The organism is Bacteroides sp. D22 (assembly GCF_000163675.1).
In the GTDB taxonomy this organism is placed as follows: domain Bacteria; phylum Bacteroidota; class Bacteroidia; order Bacteroidales; family Bacteroidaceae; genus Bacteroides; species Bacteroides xylanisolvens.
The window spans coordinates 137,271-160,309 of the sequence record NZ_GG774804.1 but is presented as its reverse complement, the minus strand read 5'-3'; the positions used below and the strand labels follow the sequence as shown (position 1 = coordinate 160,309).

The following is a 23,039-nucleotide window of genomic DNA, read 5'->3' as shown; positions in this document are numbered from 1 at the left end:
AGATAAAATCAAATGGAACAAATTATCGAATGTAACAACCTGACGCACTACTACGGTAAACGGTTGATTTACGAAAACCTTAGTTTCACAGTGCCCAAAGGACGTATCCTGGGACTATTGGGAAAGAACGGTACGGGCAAAACCACCACTATCAATATCTTGAGCGGTTACCTGAAACCCCGTTCGGGAGAATGTCGCATCTTCGGACAGGAGATACAGACCATGGCACCGGCTCTGCGCCGCCATATCGGACTGCTCATCGAAGGTCATGTGCAATACCAATTCATGACCATCACCGAAATAGAAAAATTCTACGCAGCCTTCTACCCCGGCCAGTGGAAAAAAGAAGCGTACTACGAACTGATGAATAAATTGAAAGTAGCTACCGGACAGCGCATCTCACGTATGTCCTGCGGACAGCGCTCTCAAGTAGCTCTCGGACTGATTCTCGCACAAAACCCGGAACTTCTGGTACTGGACGACTTCTCGCTCGGACTCGATCCCGGCTACCGCCGCCTGTTTGTGGACTATCTCCGCGACTATGCCCGTTCGGAAGGTAAAACCGTCTTTCTGACCTCGCATATCATTCAGGATATGGAGCGTCTCGTTGACGACTGCATTATTATGGACTACGGAAAGATACTGATTCAGAAACCAATCGCCGAATTACTGGAAAAAGGACGCCGCTACACCTTCACCATTCCCGAAGGTTACGAGCTTCCTGCATCGGATGATTTCTACCATCCTTCCATCATGCGGAACCAGTTGGAGACTTTCTCCTTCCTGCAACCGGCAGAAACAGAAGCCAAACTGAAATCAATGTCAGTGCCCTATACAGACTTGCACTGTGAGCAAGTCAATTTGGAAGATGCCTTTATCGGCCTCACCGGGAAATACTGATTAAATTAAGAATAAGAGTTGGCAACTCGTAACCCATAAATCATCATTCATAAATCATAAATCCTCAAGAATGTACGCTATATTTTATAAAGAATGGATAAAGACACGGTGGTATTTTCTGCTTGCCGTGCTCGCCACACTTGGTTTTACAGGCTACTGTATGCTCCGTATCAACCGGGTGGTAGAAATGAAAGGGGCTGCCCATGTATGGGAAGTCATGCTGCAACGGGATGTCATCTTCATTGATATGTTGCAATATATTCCTCTGATTGCCGGAATCCTGATGGCAATCGTGCAATTTGTCCCCGAGATGCAACGCAAATGTTTGAAACTGACCCTCCATCTGCCTTATCCGGAACTGAAAATGACGGGCAATATGTTACTCTCCGGACTCATACTGCTTCTTGTCTGCTTCGCTTCCAATTTCCTGTTGATGGAGATCTATCTGAACGGAATCCTTGCCCACGAGCTCAAAAACCACATACTGCTTACCGCTTTAACGTGGTATCTCGCCGGCATCTCCGGCTATCTGCTCGTCGCATGGATTTGCCTCGAACCGGCATGGAAACGCCGTATCCTGAATCTCATTATCGCAGTATTGTTACTCCGAATCTTCTTCCTGTCGCCTATGCCGGAAGCATACAACAAGTTTCTCCCTTATTTAGTGGTCTATACTTTGTTGACAGCCTCTTTCTCGTGGCTCTCTATCGTACGGTTCAAGGCCGGAAAACAGGATTAACCAATAAAAAAATTAAAGATTAAAAATTAAAAGATTGAGAAATGAGACGTTTCAGTACCATACTATTATATGTAACCATCGCTTTTCTGCTTCTTTGGCAGTTGCCCTGGTGCTACAATTTCTTTGTCGTAAAGCCAGAAAAGACTCCCTTTACCCTGTATAGTTTCGTAATTGGCGATTTCGCCCAGATGGGACAAGAAGAAGGGAAAGGAACCGTGCGCCGCGACCTTGCAGGAAACATTTATTCGGAAGCTGCTTTCGACAGCATCCTGCCTATGTTTTATTTCCGTCAGTTGATGTCTGATGAGCGTTTTCCGGATACCATTCAAGGAATCGCAATGACTCCTAAAATGGTGCAGACAGAAAACTTCAACTTCCGCAGTGTGCCTTCGGATATAAACGCACCTTCTATCGGGCTTTACCCACTGATGGAATCTATGTCAGGACGTGTGGACCTGAAAATGCCGGATGACGTATTCCGTATCACCTCCAAAGGGATCGAATTTATCGACATGGCTACCAACAGCGTGAAGGAAGACAAAAGCCTTCAGTTTACCGAAGCTATGACTAAGAAGGATTTTCGTTTTCCGGCAACGGAAATCGTAGGAAATCCGACGGTGAAAAAGGAGTATGACGAAGGTTATCTTCTGTTGGATGCCGACCGTCGTCTGTTTCATCTGAAACAGGTGAAAGGACGCCCGTATGTCCGTGCCATCACCTTGCCTGAAGGCCTGACATTAGAACATCTGTATCTGACCGAGTTCAGAAACAAAAAGACGCTTGCTTTTATGACCGATGTCAACAAGGCTTTCTATGTGTTGCAGAACCGGACGTATGAAATCGTTAAAACAGGAATCCCGGCATTTGATCCGGAAACGGATGCGCTCACCATCATCGGTAATATGTTCGACTGGACAGTCCGCGTGACAACTCCGGCTTCAGATAACTATTACGCATTGGATGCCAACGATTATTCGCTGATAAAGAAGCTGGAGAACGAATCGAACGTTCATTCCATGCCAGGTATTACGTTCACATCTTACACAGATAAATATGTAATGCCACGCTTCGAATAATGTTTCAATAATTGAATGTAACATGGGTGAGGGGTTATCAAAAGTCACATTTAATTTATTGACTTTTGATAACCCCTCACTGTTTCCTTTCCACGCATTTAGAGAAAACAAAAGGATTTACAATTATTTCTTCAATAAGTATGTTTTTTCCAGCAAAAAGGTTTACCTTTGCCGACTCATTCAACTATTTAAACCGCAATTGCTTCTGCATTATACTCAAACAAATACGGTAAAACGAAATAACTCAAACTAAAAACCGTATGAAAGTTTACCAAGCATTTGCTTTCCTAAGTATCTTCATCATATTGTTCTATAATTGTTCGCTCCCTGCTGATGACGAAAAAAAGGGAGAATTAGGAGGAGGAGACACTATCACACCCGAACTTCCCTGGGAAGGAGAGATGGACAAATTCACCATCAACTCTAAAGAAGGAATCCATCTGAATGATCCACAGGAAGACGCCGGAACAGCTTATGTCACCATTCCTTCTACCTCTATAAAAAATACCCGTTGGGAATTTGGAGTTCACCTCACCTTCAACCCCTCCGCCAACAATTATGCACGATTTTATCTGACTTCTTCCTCAAACATTCTTTCCGGTAATTTAAACGGCTATTATATTCAGATTGGAGGAGCAAAAGACAATGTAGCTCTTTATCGTCAAAACGGAGAGCAGTCTAAACTACTGGCTTCGGGAAGAGAACTGATGAAAGGCGACTCATCACCGAAACTATATATAAAAGTAGAACGTGACAATAACGGTTACTGGACTTTTTGGACACGGCTTGAATCCGAGAATGAATACGTAAAAGAAAAACAGATAAAAGATACCGATATACAGACTTCCCGCTACTGCGGTATATACTGCATTTACACCAAAACCCGTTGTAAAGGATTCACGTTCCATCACATACAGTTGTCTAATGACGTAGAAACGAACACATCACCCGACGAAACACCCGATACCCCCGATACGGTTCTACCGGACAATCCCGACACTCCCGAATTACCGGAAGATGTGAGAGGTATGCTTCTTTTCAACGAAATAATGTATGATAATGCTACTGACGGTGCAGAATATGTAGAAATTTATAATCCGGGTGAAAAGACTATTACTCTGCCAACTCTCTATCTATACAAAATGTATGAAAGTGGCACAGTATACAGTACTACCACTCTTTGTAACGAGAGTTCCTCCACTCCCATCACCATTCCATCCAAAGGTTATCTTTGCTTCAGCAAATACACCAGCAAGGTCATTCGGAAACATAAAGTAAATGGAGAGAACCTGATAGAAATACCCAAATTCCCGACTCTTAATAACGACGGAGGCTATCTGGCACTCTCCTGTAGCGAGAAGCCGGAGAAAGGACAAACTTTTGATACTTGCCGTTTTAGAGATGAGATGCACGATTCTGACAACAAAAAGACAACCGGCATTTCGCTTGAAAAGAAATCTCCGGAGTTGTCCTCGCTCAACAAAAACTGGCGTTCGTCCAAACACGCGACCGGAGGCACACCGGGAATAAAAAATAGGTAAGAGTATACATATCTATGATAAATTCCCTACTTTTGTAGACAAAGATAAACTTATTCGAATCATTCATCCTCAAACGAATTTAAATAGCAGATATGAGTCCAGCCGTTATATCTATCACTATTGTGGCATACTTTATAATCCTGTTCACTATCTCTTATATAGCAGGACGCAAAGCTGACAATGAAGGGTTCTTCGTAGGAAACCGTAAATCGGCATGGTATGTTGTTGCCTTTGCCATGATTGGTTCCACCATTTCGGGAGTTACTTTTGTATCTGTTCCGGGCATGGTACAAGCTAGCAGTTTCTCTTATCTGCAAATGGTACTCGGCTTTATAGTCGGACAGTTTATTATCGCCTTTGTGCTTGTTCCACTGTTCTATCGGATGAATCTGGTTTCTATCTATGAATATTTGGAGAACAGATTCGGAGCTTCATCCTATAAAACAGGAGCATGGTTCTTCTTTATCTCAAAGATGCTGGGAGCTGCCGTTCGACTATTTCTGGTATGCCTGACGCTGCAACTGCTGATCTTCGAGCCTTTCCATCTTCCTTTCCTGTTGAATGTCATACTTACCGTATTTATAGTATGGCTCTATACTTTCCGGGGCGGAGTGAAATCATTGATATGGACGGATGTATTGAAAACATTCTGCCTGGTAGTCTCTGTGATACTATGTATCTATTATATAGCCTCCAACTTGCACCTCAACTTTAGCGGCCTGATTACTACCATATCAGATAGTGACTTCTCCAAAACATTCTTCTTCGACGATGTTAATGACAAACGCTATTTCTTCAAGCAATTCCTAGCAGGAGTGTTCACTGTCATTGCTATGAACGGACTCGACCAGGATATGATGCAACGCAATCTTAGCTGCAAGAATTTCCGGGATTCACAGAAGAATATGATTACCAGTGGAATCTCACAGTTCTTTGTCATTCTGCTTTTTCTGATGCTGGGAGTACTGTTATATACGTTTACAGCACAGCAAGGCATTGGGAATCCGGAAAAAAGCGACGAGTTGTTTCCGATGATTGCTACCGGAAATTATTTTCCCGGCATAGTCGGAATATTATTCATTATCGGACTGATAGCCTCCGCCTATTCTGCAGCGGGTTCTGCCTTGACGGCACTGACCACTTCCTTTACTGTAGATATTTTACATGCACAGAAAAAAGGAGAGGCGGCACTTAGCCAAATACGCAAACATGTACATATCGGTATGGCAGTTGTGATGGGAGCAGTCATTTTCGTATTCAATCTGCTGAACAACACGAGTGTGATTGATGCGATTTACACATTGGCCAGTTATACGTATGGCCCTATCTTAGGACTGTTCGCTTTCGGCATCTTCACCAAGAAACAAGTTTATGATAAATATATTCCGTTGGTAGCTATCGCTTCTCCTATTCTTTGCTATATCCTTCAAAGAAATTCGGAAGCATGGCTCAACGGTTACCAAATTAGTTACGAGTTGTTGATAATCAATGCCCTGTTCACATTCCTTGGACTCTGTTTGTTCATCAAAAGACAAGACAAAGAAACATCTTACACAACTCATACTACAAAACAAAAAGTAAAATAATGAAAACAACAATCAACTGTTTTCTTCCTTTCAGCCGGTTGGAAGAAACTGTGCAAACAGTTAAGGAGTTACGTGCATCGACGCTGGTAGACAAAATTTATTTATTGGCATCGCCAATTACCAATGTCTGTATTCCCGGATGCGAACTCATCTCTGTAGAAAAAATGCAGTCTACACAAGCAATGCGAGCTATTGCAGAACATTCTGATAAAACATATACCTTGCTCTATACCAAACACACTGCACTAAAAATAGGCATGTTCGCTCTTGAAAGAATGGTTCAAGTAATGGAAATGACCCAAGCTGGCATGGTATATGCAGACCATTACCAACAGATAGACGGTGTGCAAAAAACAGCTCCGGTCATTGATTACCAACCCGGTAGCCTGCGTGACGACTTCAATTTCGGCTCGGTTTTACTGTTCAATGCCAACGCATTCAAGGAAGTTATAGAAAATACGGAAGAGGAATATCAATATGCAGGCTTGTATGATTTGAGACTCAAAATATCCCAAAAGAGCAAACTGGTACACATCAACGAATATCTATATACCGAAGTAGAAAGTGACAAGCGGAAAAGCGGTGAGAAGCAGTTCGATTATGTAGACCCTAAAAACCGTCAGGTACAGATTGAAATGGAACAGGCATGCACCAACCATTTGAAGGAAATTGGCGGATATCTTTATCCTATCTTCCGTCCCGTAGACTTTTCTTCTCACACTTTTGAATATGAAGCTTCTGTCATTATACCCGTACGCAACCGTATTCGCACAGTCAAAGATGCCGTACGCTCGGCACTGAACCAGCAAACGACCTTTCCGTTCAATGTCATTGTCATCGACAATCATTCAACAGACGGGACCAGTGAAGTTCTCCATGAACTTAGTTCGGACAAGCGGCTGATTCACGTCATTCCCGAAAGAGATGACCTCGGTATAGGCGGATGTTGGAACATAGGTATCCATCACGAGAAATGCGGAAAGTTTGCCGTCCAACTTGATAGCGATGACGTGTATAAAGACGAACATAGCCTGCAAATCATCATTGATACTTTCTATAAACAGAAATGTGCAATGGTAATCGGCACTTATATGATGACTAACTTTGATATGCAGGAAATTGCCCCCGGCATCATCGATCATAAGGAATGGACGCCCGACAACGGACGAAATAATGCATTACGTATCAACGGTCTAGGAGCTCCCCGTGCATTCTACACGCCCATTCTTCGGGAAATCAAAGTCCCGAACACAAGCTATGGAGAAGATTATGCCCTTGGATTGAAAATTTCACACGATTATCAGATAGGCAGAATATACGACGTGATTTACCTTTGCCGCCGTTGGGAAGGCAACTCGGATGCTGCACTGCCTGTTGAGAAAATCAACCAGAATAATCTATATAAAGACCGACTTCGTACGTGGGAATTGGAACAGCGCATCCTGCAACAAGAAACGACATTAGAGAAAATTCAGCAAAGAATCGAACAGTTATTCCAAAAGCAAACTCTTTCTTGGGAACTAGCCAAAGAGAATTACCAGGCATTGGAACAGTATCGGTCACGAACAAAAGAAATATCCAAATGGTTTGGTAAGCAATATTTAGATGCGAACCTATTCCTTAATCCGAAACGTATTCTTTCGACTACCGCACAGACAGATACTGCCTCCATTCACTCACGGCCTTGCTTCCTCTGCCAAACAAACCGACCGCAGGAACAAGAATTCATCAGTTATAGGAATTATCAGATACTGGTTAATCCCTATCCCATATTTAAACACCACTTTACAATTGTAGATAAGGAACACAAGTCGCAATCCATAGCCGGGCGTTTTAAAGATATGATAGAATTCACCGACATAATGAGAGAATACTTCCTTTTGTATAATGGACCGGAATGTGGAGCTTCCGCTCCCGATCATGCCCATTTTCAAGCTTGCAGTAAAGAGGAAAGTATGCAGGGATCATATTACGATCACATAGATTTAATAGATAACGACAAGGTGCGAATTAGTTATGAAGATTTCCCGTACAGTTTCATCAGGATTCAGGCGAAAAATAAGGAAACAATGTCGAAAACCTTTCATCTGATTTACGACATTTTAGCTGCCAATAACAACGGAAAAGAACCAATGATGAATATTCTTGCCTGGTATGGTTTGGAACGCACCAAAGAGGATTTTAGAGAGCGCTACGAAGAAGAATTTGAATCAGTGGCCGAACACCCTTACAATTGTATTATCTTCTTACGCAGCAAACATCGTCCCGACTGCTATTACGCAAAAGGAGACGAACAAATTCTCATCAGTCCTGCTATAGCTGAAATGAACGGCATATTCCCTATAGTACGTGAAGAGGATATGGAGAAACTGACTCCTGAAAAGGTATATGATATCTATCGGGAAATATCTATATCCAAAGAAAAACTGCAAAAAATACTAGAACGTATTAAAGCTGTATTATGACTCAACCTCAAATAACAGTCGGTATCCTTTCCGGGAAAGAGATTGAATTCTCTTTCCCGGTGAAATTTAGTTCTTCTGTCGGAACGAAAATTTCCGGAACACAGAAAGTTATTTATCAGGATGGGAAGATTCATTGGCAAGGGAAAGAGTACGACGAATTATCCTTCATTCCTCCACAAAATGCACATGCTTTCTTTGAACTGAAAGATGTGACCATCGGAATCAACTTCCATTGGGAACGCAAAGAAGTCCAGAAATTCAAAGGGGAATTAAAGATTATCATCGAAGGAGAACAACTAACCGCCATCAATGTGATTTCCATTGAAGAATATCTTACCAGTGTAATTTCATCCGAAATGAGCGCAACAGCTTCTTTAGAACTACTAAAGGCTCACGCCGTCATCTCCCGAAGCTGGTTACTTAATAAGTTGAGAGTTGAGAATGGAGAGTTGAGAGTTACTCTGCAGCCGGACAGCGCAGCCCACTCTCAACTCTCCATTCTCAACTCTCAATTTATAAAATGGTATGACCATGAAGCACATAGAAATTTCGATGTATGTGCCGATGATCATTGCCAGCGTTATCAGGGAATTACACGAGCCTCAACACCACAAGCCATCGAAGCAGTCTCCGCCACGCGGGGGGAAGTGCTGATGTATAAAGGAGCGATTTGTGATGCCCGTTTCTCTAAATGTTGTGGCGGAGCTTTTGAAGAGTTCCAAAATTGTTGGGAAAACGTAAAGCATCCTTATCTAATCAGACAACGGGATAGCAAGACTGAAAAACAACTTCCCGATTTGACCATAGAGGCGGAAGCTGATAAATGGATACGTACCTCACCTGTTGCTTTTTGTAATACGCAGGATAAGAAAATTCTAAGCCAAGTACTAAACAACTACGATCAGGAAACAGCAGACTTCTATCGTTGGAAAGTCAGTTATTCGCAACAGGAGCTTTCAACACTGATTCATCAACGTTCGGGAGTTGACTTCGGACAAATTCTGGATTTAATTCCTATAGAACGGGGAACATCCGGACGTCTTGTCCGATTGAAAATTGTAGGAACCTTGCGAACGCTTATTATCGGGAAAGAACTGGAAATACGCCGTACCTTATCTACTTCTCATCTGTATAGTTCCGCCTTCGTAGTAGACAAGGAATATGAGGAAAAAGGACATAAAGAGGATAAAATCCCTTCACGATTCATCCTTACCGGAGCCGGATGGGGGCATGGAGTAGGACTTTGCCAGATTGGTGCTGCCGTAATGGGAGAGCAAGGTTACAAATATGAAGAAATACTGTCTCACTATTACCCCGGCAGTACGCTCGAGAAACAATATCAATAAAAAAGAATAATACCATGACAACCCCCACTATAAAAAGAAATCCCTGGAGCTGGATACCCACCCTCTACTTCGCAGAAGGGCTGCCATACGTAGCGGTAATGACGATTGCTGTTATCATGTACAAGCGTTTGGGATTATCCAATACGGAAATAGCCTTATACACTTCCTGGCTCTATCTTCCCTGGACTATCAAACCGCTATGGAGTCCATTCGTCGACCTGGTGAAAACGAAGCGTGCCTGGATTATTGCCATGCAAGGTTTCATCGCTGCCGGATTTGCGGGGATAGCCTTCTTTATTCCGACTGCCCATTATGTACAGTTGACTCTTGCTTTTTTCTGGCTGCTGGCGTTCAGTTCCGCTACGCATGACATCGCTGCAGACGGTTTCTATATGCTCGGGCTCAATAATAAGGAACAATCTTTCTTTGTTGGTATCCGGAATACTTTCTATCGGCTTGCCAATATTTTCGGGCAGGGAATTCTAGTCATGCTGGCAGGATGGCTGGAAACATCACAGAACAATATTCCCCTGGCATGGAGTATTACATTCTACCTTCTTGCCGGATTATTTCTGGCTCTTACTATCTATCATCGACTTATCCTCCCCCATCCTGATTCGGACATTAAACGCCCCGGACTCACACCGGGTAAGTTGTTGGGAGATTTCCTTTTGACCTTTGTCACATTCTTTCAGAAAAAGAACCTCGGTCTCATGTTCTTTTTCCTCCTTACCTATCGGTTGGGAGAATCACAGTTAGCCAAAATAGCTTCTCCTTTCCTGCTCGACACGACCGATAAAGGTGGACTGGGTTTATCCACAGCAACTGTCGGAATGATCTACGGTACGATAGGTGTCATAGCTTTATTGCTCGGTGGAATCATTAGTGGTTTCCTCGTTTCCCGTGACGGATTCAAGAAATGGATATTACCCATGGCATTAGCCATCAACATTCCCGATCTATTATATGTATGGATGGCTGCCGCCACTCCGGACAATCCTATATTTATAGCCATTTGTGTAGCGATCGAACAGTTGGGGTATGGTTTCGGCTTTACCGCTTATATGCTATATCTGATTTATATAGCAGAAGGTGAACACAAAACGGCGCACTATGCTATCGGAACCGGATTTATGGCACTGGGCATGATGCTTCCGGGAATGCCTGCCGGATGGATACAGGAACATCTCGGATACACAAACTTCTTTATCTGGGTTTGTATTTGTACCCTGCCCGGTATCGTCGCCTCATTAATGATTCGCAACCGACTGGAGGATTCTTTCGGAAAGAAACAATAAAAAGCTCAAAGATATGATACTCATTGCAGATAGTGGTTCTACAAAAACCGACTGGTGCATCGTTTTCAACGGCACCCCAATCAAACGAATGGGAACGAAGGGAATTAATCCCTTCTTCCAATCAGAAGAAGAAATTCAACAAGAGCTGACACATTCCCTTCTACCACAACTACCGGAAGGAACGATCAACTCCGTCTTTTTTTATGGTGCAGGATGCACTCCCGAAAAAGCTCCCGTCCTCCGGCGGGCTATTGCCGACAGCCTGCCCGTCATCGGGAACATCAAAGCCTACTCGGATATGCTTGCCGCTGCCCGCGGACTATGCGGACATGAAGCAGGGATTGCCTGCATCCTCGGCACAGGTTCCAATTCCTGTTTCTACAACGGTGAAGAGATTGTCAACAACATCTCCCCTCTTGGATTCATCCTGGGAGATGAAGGAAGCGGCGCAGTCTTAGGAAAACTACTGGTAGGCGATGTACTGAAAAACCAGCTTCCACCCGCCATCAAAGAAGCTTTCTTAAAACAGTTCGACCTGACGGCCCCCGAAATCATCGACCGTGTTTATCGCCAGCCTTTCCCGAACCGTTTTCTGGCCAGTCTCTCCCCCTTCCTTGCACAACACTTGGAAGAACCGGCTATCCGTTCACTAGTACTCAACAGCTTTATCGCTTTTCTCCGCAGAAACGTGATGCAATATGATTATAAGCAATATCCGGTACATTTTATTGGTTCCGTAGCTCACTGTTACAAGGAGATTTTGCAGGAGGCTGCGCAAACAACAGGTATTCAGATCGGTAAGATTCTTCAAAGTCCGATGGAAGGGCTGATTCAATACCATCAACAATAATTCTTTTACCTATTGTAATTTATAACCAGTAATTATAAAAATGCAAATAACCGAACAACCGTCACTTTACGATCATCTGGAAAAGAAATCTGTGCGAGAGATCTTAGAAGATATCAACCAGGAAGATCAGAAAGTAGCGTTAGCCGTACAAAAGGCTATTCCACAAATTGAAGAGCTTGTCAATCAGATTGTGCCCCGCATGAAACAAGGCGGACGCATCTTTTATATGGGGGCCGGCACAAGCGGTCGCCTGGGAGTATTGGATGCTTCCGAAATTCCTCCTACTTTCGGTATGTCTCCCAACTGGATTATCGGACTGATTGCAGGAGGCGATACAGCCTTGCGCAATCCGGTAGAAGGAGCCGAAGATGATGAAAATCGAGGTTGGGAAGAACTCGTCGAACACCAGATCAACGAAAAAGACACCGTTATCGGCATTGCCGCTTCCGGCACTACCCCGTACGTAATCGGTGCTTTGCGGGAAGCCCGTAAACACGGTGTCCTGACAGGTTGTATCACCAGTAATCCCGATTCTCCAATGGCGGCAGAGGCAGATGTCGCCATCGAAATGATTGTAGGGCCGGAATATGTGACAGGCAGTTCCCGGATGAAATCGGGCACCGGACAGAAAATGATTCTGAATATGATTAGCACCTCCGTCATGATTCAACTAGGACGGGTGAAAGGAAATAAGATGGTAAACATGCAGCTTAGTAATCATAAACTGGTAGAAAGAGGCACCAGGATGATTATGGAGGAACTAGGATTAAATCATGACCATGCACAAAAATTGTTACTGTTACACGGTTCGGTTAAGAATGCAATTGACGCTTACCGATATTCTCAAGATCATTAAAATCTCTACTTACTCTTGTTTAACCAACTTATATTATACGCATCACATACCAATCTTATTAATACGGAATATGACACATTAACCATTATTATTCATCCGACAGCCTCATAGATACAATACAAAAAGATTTTGAAACAAAATCAAAAACATTTATTGAACAAACCGGTTTGTTCACACTTCTTCATTTTATCTCCGAAGCAAAAACTTCAAGAAAAAGTAAATTGGTATCAACAGTATAAATAATTGAAACATACCCAAAGCCCGTTCTTATCAATACCAACTATCTTTGCATCGTGTCACAGTACAGACAAAAATAAACCATTTTTGGGATTTAAGACACAAAGAAGATAATTTCATTAAATATAGTATTTATGAAGAAGGATATTTACATCATTTTGAGCCTGCTGTTATATACTTTTCAATTACCAATTATCTGCAAAATAGAATATCCGGTTACAGTGAAACGTAAGATCAATGATTAACAACAAATTATTAAATATTGAAACCATGAAAAGATTATTTCTATTCTTCTACCTCTCTGTTGTGAGTATAGTGGCATTTGCCGCTGAACAATTTGTAATATTCACACCGGCCGGTAATCATTTTCCGTTGATTGCCAACGGAGTTCCTTGTCCGATATATGTAGATTCTTCCGAAGACAAAGGGGTAATGATAGCTGTCGGCAATCTTCAACAAGATATACTGCAAGTATGCGGAACGAAGCCTGAATTCTTAACAAACGTAAGTTCGAAACACTGTGTCATTGTAGGTACCTATAGTACTCCTTTTGTAAAAAAACTGATAGCTGCAAACAAAATAGATAAAAAGGAGCTGGAAGGGAAAAATGAGAAATATATCCTGCAAGTTGTCACCAATCCCTGTGAAGGAGTAGATGAAGCAGTGGTTATCATCGGCAGCGACAGACGCGGTACGATCTATGGTATCTATGAACTTTCCGAACAAATAGGGGTATCTCCCTGGTATTGGTGGGCAGACGTCCCTATCCGAAAACAACAGAATGTATATGTAAAGCCGGGACAGTATACAGACGGAGAACCTGCGGTGACCTACCGCGGCATCTTCCTCAATGATGAAGCGCCCTGTCTGACCGGTTGGGTAAAACAGACCTACGGCACAAACTATGGTGACCACCGTTTTTATACACAAGTTTGCGAATTGATACTACGCCTAAAAGGTAATTTCCTTTGGCCTGCCATGTGGAGCTGGGCTTTCTATGCAGACGACCCGGAGAATAGTAAGACTGCTGATGAAATGGGAATCATCATCGGTACATCCCACCACGAACCAATGGCACGCAACCATCAGGAGTGGTCACGCAAGCGCAAAGAATATGGTGCATGGGATTATACAACTAACAAAAAAGTGATCGATCAGTTTTTCCGTGAAGGTATCGAACGGATGCAGGGCACAGAAGATATCGTAACCATCGGTATGCGCGGAGACGGTGACGCAGCCATGAGCGAAAACACCAACGTGAAACTGCTGGAAGACATAGTAAAGAACCAACGCAGAATCATTGAAAAGGTGACTAAACGACCTGCCAAAGCAACCCCGCAAGTCTGGGCACTATACAAAGAAGTACTGGATTACTATGATAAAGGTATGCGTGTACCCGATGACGTTATCATGCTATTGTGTGATGACAACTGGGGAAATGTATGCCGCCTGCCAAATGCCAAGGAACGTAAGCATCCGGGCGGTTGGGGCATGTATTACCATGTAGACTACGTAGGTGCTCCGAGAAACTCCAAATGGCTGAACGTAACCCCTATACAAAATATGTGGGAGCAACTTCAACTCACATACGATTACGGAGTAGAAAAGCTGTGGATACTGAATGTAGGCGATTTGAAACCAATGGAATATCCGATCACGCTCTTCATGGATATGGCATGGAATCCCAAGCAATTCAACGTCTCCAACTTGCTGGATCATCCCCGTCGTTTCTGCGCACAGCAGTTTGGCGAAGATCAAGCGGATGAAGCTATGCGAATCTTAAACCTGTACAGCAAATATAACGGTCGCGTAACGGGAGAAATGCTCGACCGGAATACTTATAACCTGGAGACCGGCGAATGGAAACAAGTATCTGATGAATATCTGAAACTGGAAGCGGAAGCTTTGAGACAATACATATCATTGAAACCAGAATATAAAGATGCCTACAAGCAATTAATCCTCTTCCCTGTTCAAGCCATGGCAAACCTGTACGAGATGTATTATGCACAAGCCATGAACCATAAATTGTACAAAGAAAACAATCCGCAAGCTAACGAATGGGCAGATAAAGTGGAACAGGCTTTTGCACGGGATAAAGCGTTGAGTGACGATTATAACAACGTTATGTCCGGCGGCAAATGGAAGAACATGATGATTCAGAAACATATCGGTTATACCTCATGGAATGATAATTTCCCCGCTGATACACTACCACAAACCTACCGAATCGAAAATCCGGAAAAGGCTGTCGGTGAATACGTATTCACCGGACAAGACGGATATATAGCCATAGAAGCCGAACACTATTACAGCACTAAAGCAGCACCAAGTACGGAATGGACAGTGATCCCCTATATGGGGCGTACCCTCAGCGGCATGGCTCTGATGCCTTATACCCAACCGACCAACGGAGCTTCTATCTCCTACAAAATAAAGTTGCCCAAAGGAGTCGACAAAGTGACTGTTCACGTGATAGTGAAATCGACTCTTGCTTTCCACGACCGGAAAGGACATGAGTACAGTATCGGATTCGAAGGAGCGAAGGAACAGACTATCAATTTCAATCATAACTTAAATGAGCTTCCTGAAAATGTATACAGCATATACTATCCGACAGTTGCAAGACGTATCGTCGAGAAAAAGGTCAAACTGAATGTGCCGAATACATCAGACGGCATGCAGACACTAATTTTCAAACCTCTTGATCCGGGCATCGTGCTGGAAAAGTTGGTTGTAGACTACGGAGGCTATAAGAAATCTTATCTGTTTATGAATGAATCGAAAAGCAAGAGAGATAATAGATAAAAAGATCAATGTAGAGACAAGTCAATTACTACACACTGATTCTATTTACATATAAATTTTGCAGTTCTTATTGTCAGCCGTCATTCCTATTCATTAGACGAATGATTTCCAGCACATTAGGCGCTGACAATAAGCCCAGACAATAGGCTGACAATAGCATTTTATAAGTTTTATTGTCAGCCTATTATTTTATGATTTTGCTCTCCCATATCTCCTATCCTTCCAGCTTTACTTACTTTTCAAGAAAAGCATCCATTAAACATCCGTCATACAACCGGCATACTTATATCATTCAATAACTATTGTTCGATCAGGATACCGGTATACTTAATTCTTCACGGCCGTGGTAGCTTCTTCCCACAGCCGTGACGAGTTCCTACCACGGCCGTGGGAAGATCTTGTCACGGCCGTGGGAAATTAATGATACCGGTACTTTCATAGAACAATACCGGTATCCCAACGCAACTATACCAGCTTCCCTTCTTATACCTCCCTACTTAATCAGCTTGCAAACAAGCTACTTGACAAGAGGGCAAGGCTGATAATAAATCAAAAAGAAACCAGCAGTTATTATTTTACCCTGTGGAACATACACCATATATATTAGTAACACAAATATGGAAAGAAGTTACTTCCAAGGTAGATTTCAGAAACAGTTTTTTGCCTTTTGTATTGGGAAATGAGCTACCTTTGCTACAAATCCATACAATATGAACAGAAACACTTTTTTTGTATTATTCCTATTAATAAGCAACCTTGTTTCAGGACAGGACCTGAAACTGTGGTATAGTCAACCTGCACAAAATTGGTCGGAAGCTCTCCCTATTGGCAACTCCCGTCTTGGAGCCATGATATATGGCGGAATCGAACGCGAAGAATTACAACTCAATGAAGAAACATTTTGGGCAGGTTCTCCATACAATAATAATAACCCGAATGCCATACATGTTCTACCGGTTGTACGCAAACTGATTTTTGAAGGGAGAAACAAGGAAGCGCAAAGACTCATTGACGCCAACTTCTTAACCCAGCAACACGGAATGAGCTATCTGACATTAGGTAGTCTTTACCTGGAATTTCCGGAACACCAAAACGCATCCGGCTTTTACCGCGATCTGAATCTGGAGAATGCAACGACAACTACCCGTTATCAAGTGGATGACGTCACTTATACCCGCACCACTTTTGCTTCATTTACTGATAATGTCATTATTATGCATATCAAAGCAAGTAAAGCAAACGCACTGAACTTTACTATTGCATATAACTGCCCTCTAGTACATAAGGTGAATGTTCAGAATGATCAGCTGACCGTCACCTGTCAAGGGAAAGAGCAGGAAGGTTTGAAAGCTGCACTACGGGCAGAATGTCAAATCCAAGTAAAAACGAATGGCACTCTCCGCCCGGCAGGAAATACGCTCCAAATAAATGAAGGAACAGAAGCAACCCTTTATATATCGGCAGCAACCAACTACGTAAACTACCAGGATGTCAGCGCCGATGAATCCCACCGGACCAGCGAATATCTGAAAAAAGCAATGCAAATACCTTACGAAAAAGCTCTCAAAAGCCATATCGCTTATTATAAAAAACAATTTGATCGTGTACGCCTTACATTACCGGCAGCAGGCAAAGCTTCCCAACTGGAGACTCCCAAACGAATTGAAAACTTCGGAAATGGGGAAGATATGGCAATGGCAGCTCTACTTTTCCATTATGGACGTTATTTACTGATTTCTTCTTCGCAACCGGGTGGACAGTCGGCTAATCTGCAAGGTATATGGAACAACAGTACTCATGCACCTTGGGATAGTAAATACACCATCAACATTAATACAGAAATGAACTATTGGCCGGCAGAAGTCACTAATTTAAGTGAAACACATAGTCCGCTATTCTCTATGTTGAAAGATTTATCCGTCACAGGAGCAGAAACAGCCCGAACCATGTATGATTGTAGGGGATGGATGGCGCATCATAATACTGATTTATGGCGAATTTGCGGAGTTGTAGACTTTGCTGCAGCCGGCATGTGGCCTAGTGGCGGTGCCTGGTTAGCTCAACATATCTGGCAACATTACCTCTTTACAGGAAATAAAGAGTTCCTGAAAGAGTACTATCCCATTCTGAAAGGAACAGCGCAGTTCTACATGGATTTTCTGGTAGAACATCCAGTGTATAAATGGTTGGTAGTGTCTCCTTCTGTGTCACCGGAACACGGTCCTATCACGGCAGGTTGCACCATGGATAACCAGATTGCCTTTGATGCACTGCATAATACCTTATTGGCTTCATACATCGCAGGTGAAGCCCCTTCTTTCCAAGACTCCCTCAAACAAACACTAGAGAAATTGCCACCTATGCAAATAGGAAAACATAACCAACTACAAGAATGGCTTGAAGATATTGACAATCCCAAGGACGAGCACCGTCATATTTCACATTTGTACGGGCTATATCCGAGTAATCAAATTTCTCCATACTCGAATCCCGAGTTATTCCAGGCAGCAAGAAACACATTACTGCAACGCGGTGATAAGGCTACCGGTTGGAGTATCGGCTGGAAAGTCAATTTCTGGGCACGTATGCTGGATGGAAACCATGCCTTCCAAATCATCAAAAATATGATTCAACTATTGCCCAGCGATCACTTGGCTAAAGAATATCCGAACGGGCGTACCTATCCCAATATGCTGGATGCCCATCCGCCTTTCCAGATTGACGGTAATTTCGGTTATACAGCCGGAGTAGCGGAAATGTTGCTCCAAAGTCATGACGGTGCCGTGCATTTATTGCCAGCATTGCCTGATGCATGGGAAGAAGGAAGTGTGAAGGGGCTGGTGGCACGTGGAAACTTTACTGTTGATATAGACTGGAAAAACAATATGTTAAATAAAGCGATCATCCGATCGAATATAGGCGGTACGCTCCGCATCCGGTCTTATGTCCCACTGAAAGGGAAAGGCTTAAAACAAGTAAACGGGAAAGAGTGCTCAAATAGATTATTCGCCACCACTCCTATCAAACGACCTCTTGTAGCCAAAGGGGTAAGTGCGCAATCTCCCAAACTGCAGAAGGTTTATGAATACGACATCGAAACAAAGGCGGGTAAAACCTATATTGTAAATACAATCGAAGGAAAACAATAATACAGAAGAAGGGATAAATCTTTTCTCATGTTACATTATTTACAAACGATGTTACAACATCCGATTGTACCCCCGAAGCCTAATGAAAATATTCATTTTTTATTAGGTTATATTTAGGTTTTTAGTTTTCTTTGTACAACAAACAACGATCTATAACTATGAAAAATGTATTCACTTTTCTATTATTATTGTTTTCTTTGTTATGCAACGGACAATCTCCTAAGTTATTCACTACTGACAAAGAACTCTCCAGTAGTCTGATTAATCAAATATATCAAGACCGGAACGGCTTCATTTGGATTGCAACAGAAGATGGTCTGAACCGTTATGACGGTGCTAAATTTACCATATACAAACATGAGCCCAATAACGAACATTCGTTAGCCCACAATTTTGTTCGTACTGTTTTTGAAGACAGCAAAGGTCATTTGCTTATCGGCACATATATAGGAATTCAAATGTATGATCCGGCCACGGACAATTTTACTCCACTTGCCAAATTGGAAGATACCGGAGAAACGCTTGAAAGCAACATCAATTCTTTCATCGAGCGAAAAAACGGAGAGATATGGGTATCCGGGAATGTGTTGTGCAAGCTGGACATCAAAGACCATCTGTTGACTGTCCGGAAAGTCGATATTGCAGTCACTTCACCCGGAAGCCTGTTTGAAGATAAAAAACAAAATGTATGGATGGCAAAAGGGGAAGAAGGAGTATATCAACTCACTCCCGACAATCAGCTTACGTTACACTTGTCTAAAGACAACGGATACGTCAAAAGTATATGTGAGGATCAACGAGGCAACATTTATGTAGGAAGTATACGAAAAGGACTATTCATTTACGATAAAGAACGTAAAACCTTTGTTCCGGTCGATTTGAAAGAGAAAGGAGAACTTCCTGTTTGCTTCCTTTATTCCGGTATACCCAATGAATTGTATATCGGCACTGACGGAAAAGGAGTAGCCATTTATAATATCCGAACACACGAAATCTCCGAATACAAGTTTGACAATAATTATTTCGATTCGGGGAACTCGAAAATACACTCCATCCTAAAGGACAATTCGGGTAACTTATGGTTAGCTGTTTATCAGAAAGGAGTTATATTAATCCCAGCCCGCACCAACAGCTTTAAGTATATCGGACATAAATCAACAGATAAAAATTGCATAGGATCCTGTTGCATTACTTCGTTCTGCAAAGATAATAACGGGACTCTATGGGTGGGAACGGATAACGACGGTATTTATGCCCTTACAGAAAAATTGGAGCCGGCAAAACATTTCTCACACACCACCCATCCTCATTCAGTACCCTCAACTGTTATTAAATTGTATGAAGACTCCGAACACAATATGTGGATTGGTTCCTTTATCAACGGTATGGGAAAGCTGAACAAACAGACAGGATTATGTGATTACCAGTACAAACTGGTAGATAAGAACAACAACTATATACAACGTGTATATGATTTCGCAGAAGATAAAAACAAGCGTCTTTGGATTGCGACAATGGGATTCGGTTTGTTCTACTATGACCTGAAAACGAAAGAATTTACATCCGTACAATCTCAGACATCTCTAATCAACGAATGGATAGGTTGCCTCCACTATTCCGATGATAATAAGCTGTATGTCGGAACTTATGACGGCGTCAACTGTATAGACCTTGACAGTCCTGATTTTCAAAGTCATAAGATACTCTCACAAAATGTTATTTATTCAATCTTTGAAGATGCCGACGGAGTTGTCTGGTTGGGCAGTTCCGAAGGATTATCCGGTTGGAATAAAAAAACGAAAGAACTAACCACTTATACGACTGCAGACGGATTGCCCAGTAATACAATATATGCCATACAAGGAGACGGAAAAGATTTTCTTTGGATAAGCACCAATGCCGGAATTTCCCAATTCCAAAAGAAAAACGACAAATTTATCAATTATTATGTCAGCGACGGATTACAGGGAAATGAGTTCTACAAGAATGCCTCCTTCAAAGATAAACAAGGTATTATCTGGTTTGGCGGAATGAATGGTATCACCTATTTCAATCCGCAAGACATTATCAATCCGGCAAAAACATGGAATATCCGGATTACCGACTTTTTCCTGCATAACAATCCGGTTAGAAAAGGAATGAAATCCGGTATTCACAATATTATCAACTGCCCTGTATTCAACGCTAAAGAGTTTTATCTATCCCATAAAGACAATGTGTTCAGTATCGAGTTTGCCACTCTGGAATTAAATGCCCCCGAACACATCAACTACCTTTATTCTATCAACGATGAAAAATGGATTAGTTTGCCCAAAGGTGTAAACCGTATCTCATTCAGCAATCTGAAACCCGGTACCTATAACTTTAAAATCAGAGCAAAAGACAACACTGTGTATTCAAATATAAAAGAAATTACCATCTTTATATCTCCTGCATGGTATGCTTCATGGTGGGCCAAAGTTATCTACTCCTTATTATTACTGACCATTATATTTATCATTATTCTTCAGATCAGACATCGGTACAGAATGCATCAGGAAATGCTGCAACATATCCATACCGAACAAATCAATGAAGCAAAATTGCAGTTCTTTATCAACATCTCTCATGAGATACGCACTCCGATGTCTCTAATCATCAGCCCTCTACAGAAACTGATTAAGAATGAGGAGAACAATGAACGCCTGAAAATATATCATATTATCTACAGAAATGCGGAACGTATTCTGAATCTTGTCAATCAACTAATGGATATTCGGAAAATTGATAAAGGACAAATGTTCCTGATGTTCCGGGAGACCAATATTATTCCTTTTATTGAGGATTTATGTACAACTTTCGGTCAACAGGCAAATACAAAAAATATCCGGCTACAACTTCACAGTACGCTCCGGGAACTGAATGTATGGATAGACACAGGTAATTTTGATAAGATTATCCTGAATATTCTGTCTAATGCCTTCAAGTTTACTCCTGAAAAAGGAAACATAGATATTACCATCCGTACGGGAGAAGATAATACACTGCCCGATCCCTTGAAACAATATGCCGAAATAATTATCGCGGATACCGGAACAGGCATCGATGAACAGGAAAAAGAACATATCTTCGAACGTTTCTATCAGATCCGTAACAGCCAACAGAATCCGAAAGGCGGAACAGGAATAGGCTTACATCTGACTCGTTCATTAGTGGAATTACATCATGGAATTATCTATGTAGAAAATAATAAAGAACAACCGGGTTGCCGTTTTATTATCCGATTACCGTTGGGTAACAAGCATCTACGACCTGAAGAAGTTGACAACAATGAGCAAAAGGTAACAGTAGCCGTACCAACTGTTCCTGTCATCTCTCCCATTATAGAAAATGAGGAAGAAAAGAAAGTCAGGGTAAAAACTAAATATCACGTATTAATTGTAGAAGACGATGAAGAAATCCGAAATTATATAGCGAAGGAGTTTGGGGACAAATTTCATATCATGGAAAGCCGTAATGGTAAAGAAGCATTAGAGCAAATATTTAAAAAGACTCCGGATTTAGTCATTAGTGACATCATGATGCCCGAAATGGACGGATTCACCTTATGCCGGAAGATCAAGCAGAATGTAAACCTCAACCATATCCCAGTCATTTTGCTTACCGCGAAAACGAGGGAAGAAGACAACCTTGAAGGTCTGAATACAGGAGCCGACGCCTATATCATGAAGCCATTCAATATCGAAATTCTGCAAAAGACGGTAGAAAATCTGATTAATACACGGCAGCAGTTACGCAAAGTATTTACAGGCCAGCAAAATCTGGAGAACAAGGTTCAGAAACTGGAAGTGAAATCACCCGATGAGAAATTGATGGAACGTATTATGAAAGTGATCAATGAAAACATCGGTAACCCTAACTTGACAATAGAGACAATCACCACCGAGGTAGGTATCAGCCGCGTACATCTTCACAGGAAACTCAAAGAGCTCACCAACCAGACAACCCGTGACTTTATACGTAATATACGTTTAAAAGAAGCCGCTCGTCTATTGTCCGAAAAACAGCATACCATATCCGAGATAGCCATGTTAACAGGATTCACTGATCCTAATAATTTCTCGACAACATTCAAAGAATTGTATGGAATGCCGCCTTCAATGTATATGAAAGAGCAGTTGAGTAAAAAAGAAGAGTAACCCAACTGCT

The 23,039-nt window shown here is 42.2% G+C and carries 13 protein-coding genes; all 13 read left to right on the top strand.

Going from position 1 to position 23,039, the window contains the following annotated elements:
• Nucleotides 1-12: 12 nt before the first annotated feature.
• The 13 genes from HMPREF0106_RS13895 (at nucleotide 13) to HMPREF0106_RS13955 (ending at nucleotide 23,029) form a co-directional block, all read left to right on the top strand.
• Nucleotides 13-900 (top strand): ABC transporter ATP-binding protein, encoded by an 888-nt coding sequence (locus HMPREF0106_RS13895; RefSeq protein WP_004314891.1) that lies wholly within the window; start codon nucleotides 13-15, stop codon nucleotides 898-900.
• 70 nt (nucleotides 901-970) lie between these two features.
• Nucleotides 971-1,639, top strand: coding sequence for a hypothetical protein (locus HMPREF0106_RS13900; RefSeq protein WP_008642970.1), 669 nt, complete (start codon nucleotides 971-973; stop codon nucleotides 1,637-1,639).
• A 41-nt stretch (nucleotides 1,640-1,680) separates the two neighbouring features.
• Nucleotides 1,681-2,715, top strand: coding sequence for a DUF4857 domain-containing protein (locus tag HMPREF0106_RS13905; protein WP_008642969.1), 1,035 nt, complete (start codon nucleotides 1,681-1,683; stop codon nucleotides 2,713-2,715).
• 260 nt (nucleotides 2,716-2,975) lie between these two features.
• Nucleotides 2,976-4,256, top strand: a complete 1,281-nt coding sequence (locus tag HMPREF0106_RS13910; protein WP_008642966.1) for a lamin tail domain-containing protein — start codon at nucleotides 2,976-2,978, stop codon at nucleotides 4,254-4,256.
• Nucleotides 4,257-4,348: 92 nt separating this feature from the next.
• Nucleotides 4,349-5,842, top strand: coding sequence for a sodium:solute symporter (locus tag HMPREF0106_RS13915; RefSeq protein WP_009039796.1), 1,494 nt, complete (start codon nucleotides 4,349-4,351; stop codon nucleotides 5,840-5,842).
• Nucleotides 5,842-8,307: a DUF4922 domain-containing protein gene (locus HMPREF0106_RS13920; protein WP_009039795.1), complete on the top strand. Its 2,466-nt coding sequence runs from the start codon at nucleotides 5,842-5,844 to the stop codon at nucleotides 8,305-8,307. Before HMPREF0106_RS13915 ends, HMPREF0106_RS13920 begins: the two co-directional genes overlap by 1 nt.
• Nucleotides 8,304-9,653, top strand: a complete 1,350-nt coding sequence (locus tag HMPREF0106_RS13925) for a SpoIID/LytB domain-containing protein (RefSeq protein ID WP_009039794.1) — start codon at nucleotides 8,304-8,306, stop codon at nucleotides 9,651-9,653. The genes HMPREF0106_RS13920 and HMPREF0106_RS13925 overlap by 4 nt, the downstream gene beginning before the upstream one ends.
• 14 nt (nucleotides 9,654-9,667) lie before the next feature.
• A complete protein-coding gene (locus tag HMPREF0106_RS13930; protein WP_009039793.1) occupies nucleotides 9,668-10,951 on the top strand; it encodes an MFS transporter in 1,284 nt (427 codons plus the stop codon).
• A 13-nt stretch (nucleotides 10,952-10,964) separates the two neighbouring features.
• A complete protein-coding gene (locus HMPREF0106_RS13935) occupies nucleotides 10,965-11,801 on the top strand; it encodes an ATPase (protein WP_009039792.1) in 837 nt (278 codons plus the stop codon).
• 40 nt (nucleotides 11,802-11,841) lie between these two features.
• Complete coding sequence (murQ, locus tag HMPREF0106_RS13940; protein ID WP_008642957.1) at nucleotides 11,842-12,657, top strand: N-acetylmuramic acid 6-phosphate etherase; 816 nt, start codon at nucleotides 11,842-11,844, stop codon at nucleotides 12,655-12,657.
• A gap of 507 nt (nucleotides 12,658-13,164) precedes the next feature.
• The gene (locus HMPREF0106_RS13945; protein ID WP_032851293.1) at nucleotides 13,165-15,702 is read left to right on the top strand and encodes a glycosyl hydrolase 115 family protein; all 2,538 of its coding nucleotides are present in this window, start codon (nucleotides 13,165-13,167) and stop codon (nucleotides 15,700-15,702) included.
• A gap of 710 nt (nucleotides 15,703-16,412) precedes the next feature.
• Nucleotides 16,413-18,851, top strand: a complete 2,439-nt coding sequence (locus tag HMPREF0106_RS13950; protein WP_009039790.1) for a glycosyl hydrolase family 95 catalytic domain-containing protein — start codon at nucleotides 16,413-16,415, stop codon at nucleotides 18,849-18,851.
• Between the two features lie 158 nt (nucleotides 18,852-19,009).
• The gene (locus HMPREF0106_RS13955; RefSeq protein ID WP_032851280.1) at nucleotides 19,010-23,029 is read left to right on the top strand and encodes a two-component regulator propeller domain-containing protein; all 4,020 of its coding nucleotides are present in this window, start codon (nucleotides 19,010-19,012) and stop codon (nucleotides 23,027-23,029) included.
• Nucleotides 23,030-23,039 lie beyond the last annotated feature (10 nt).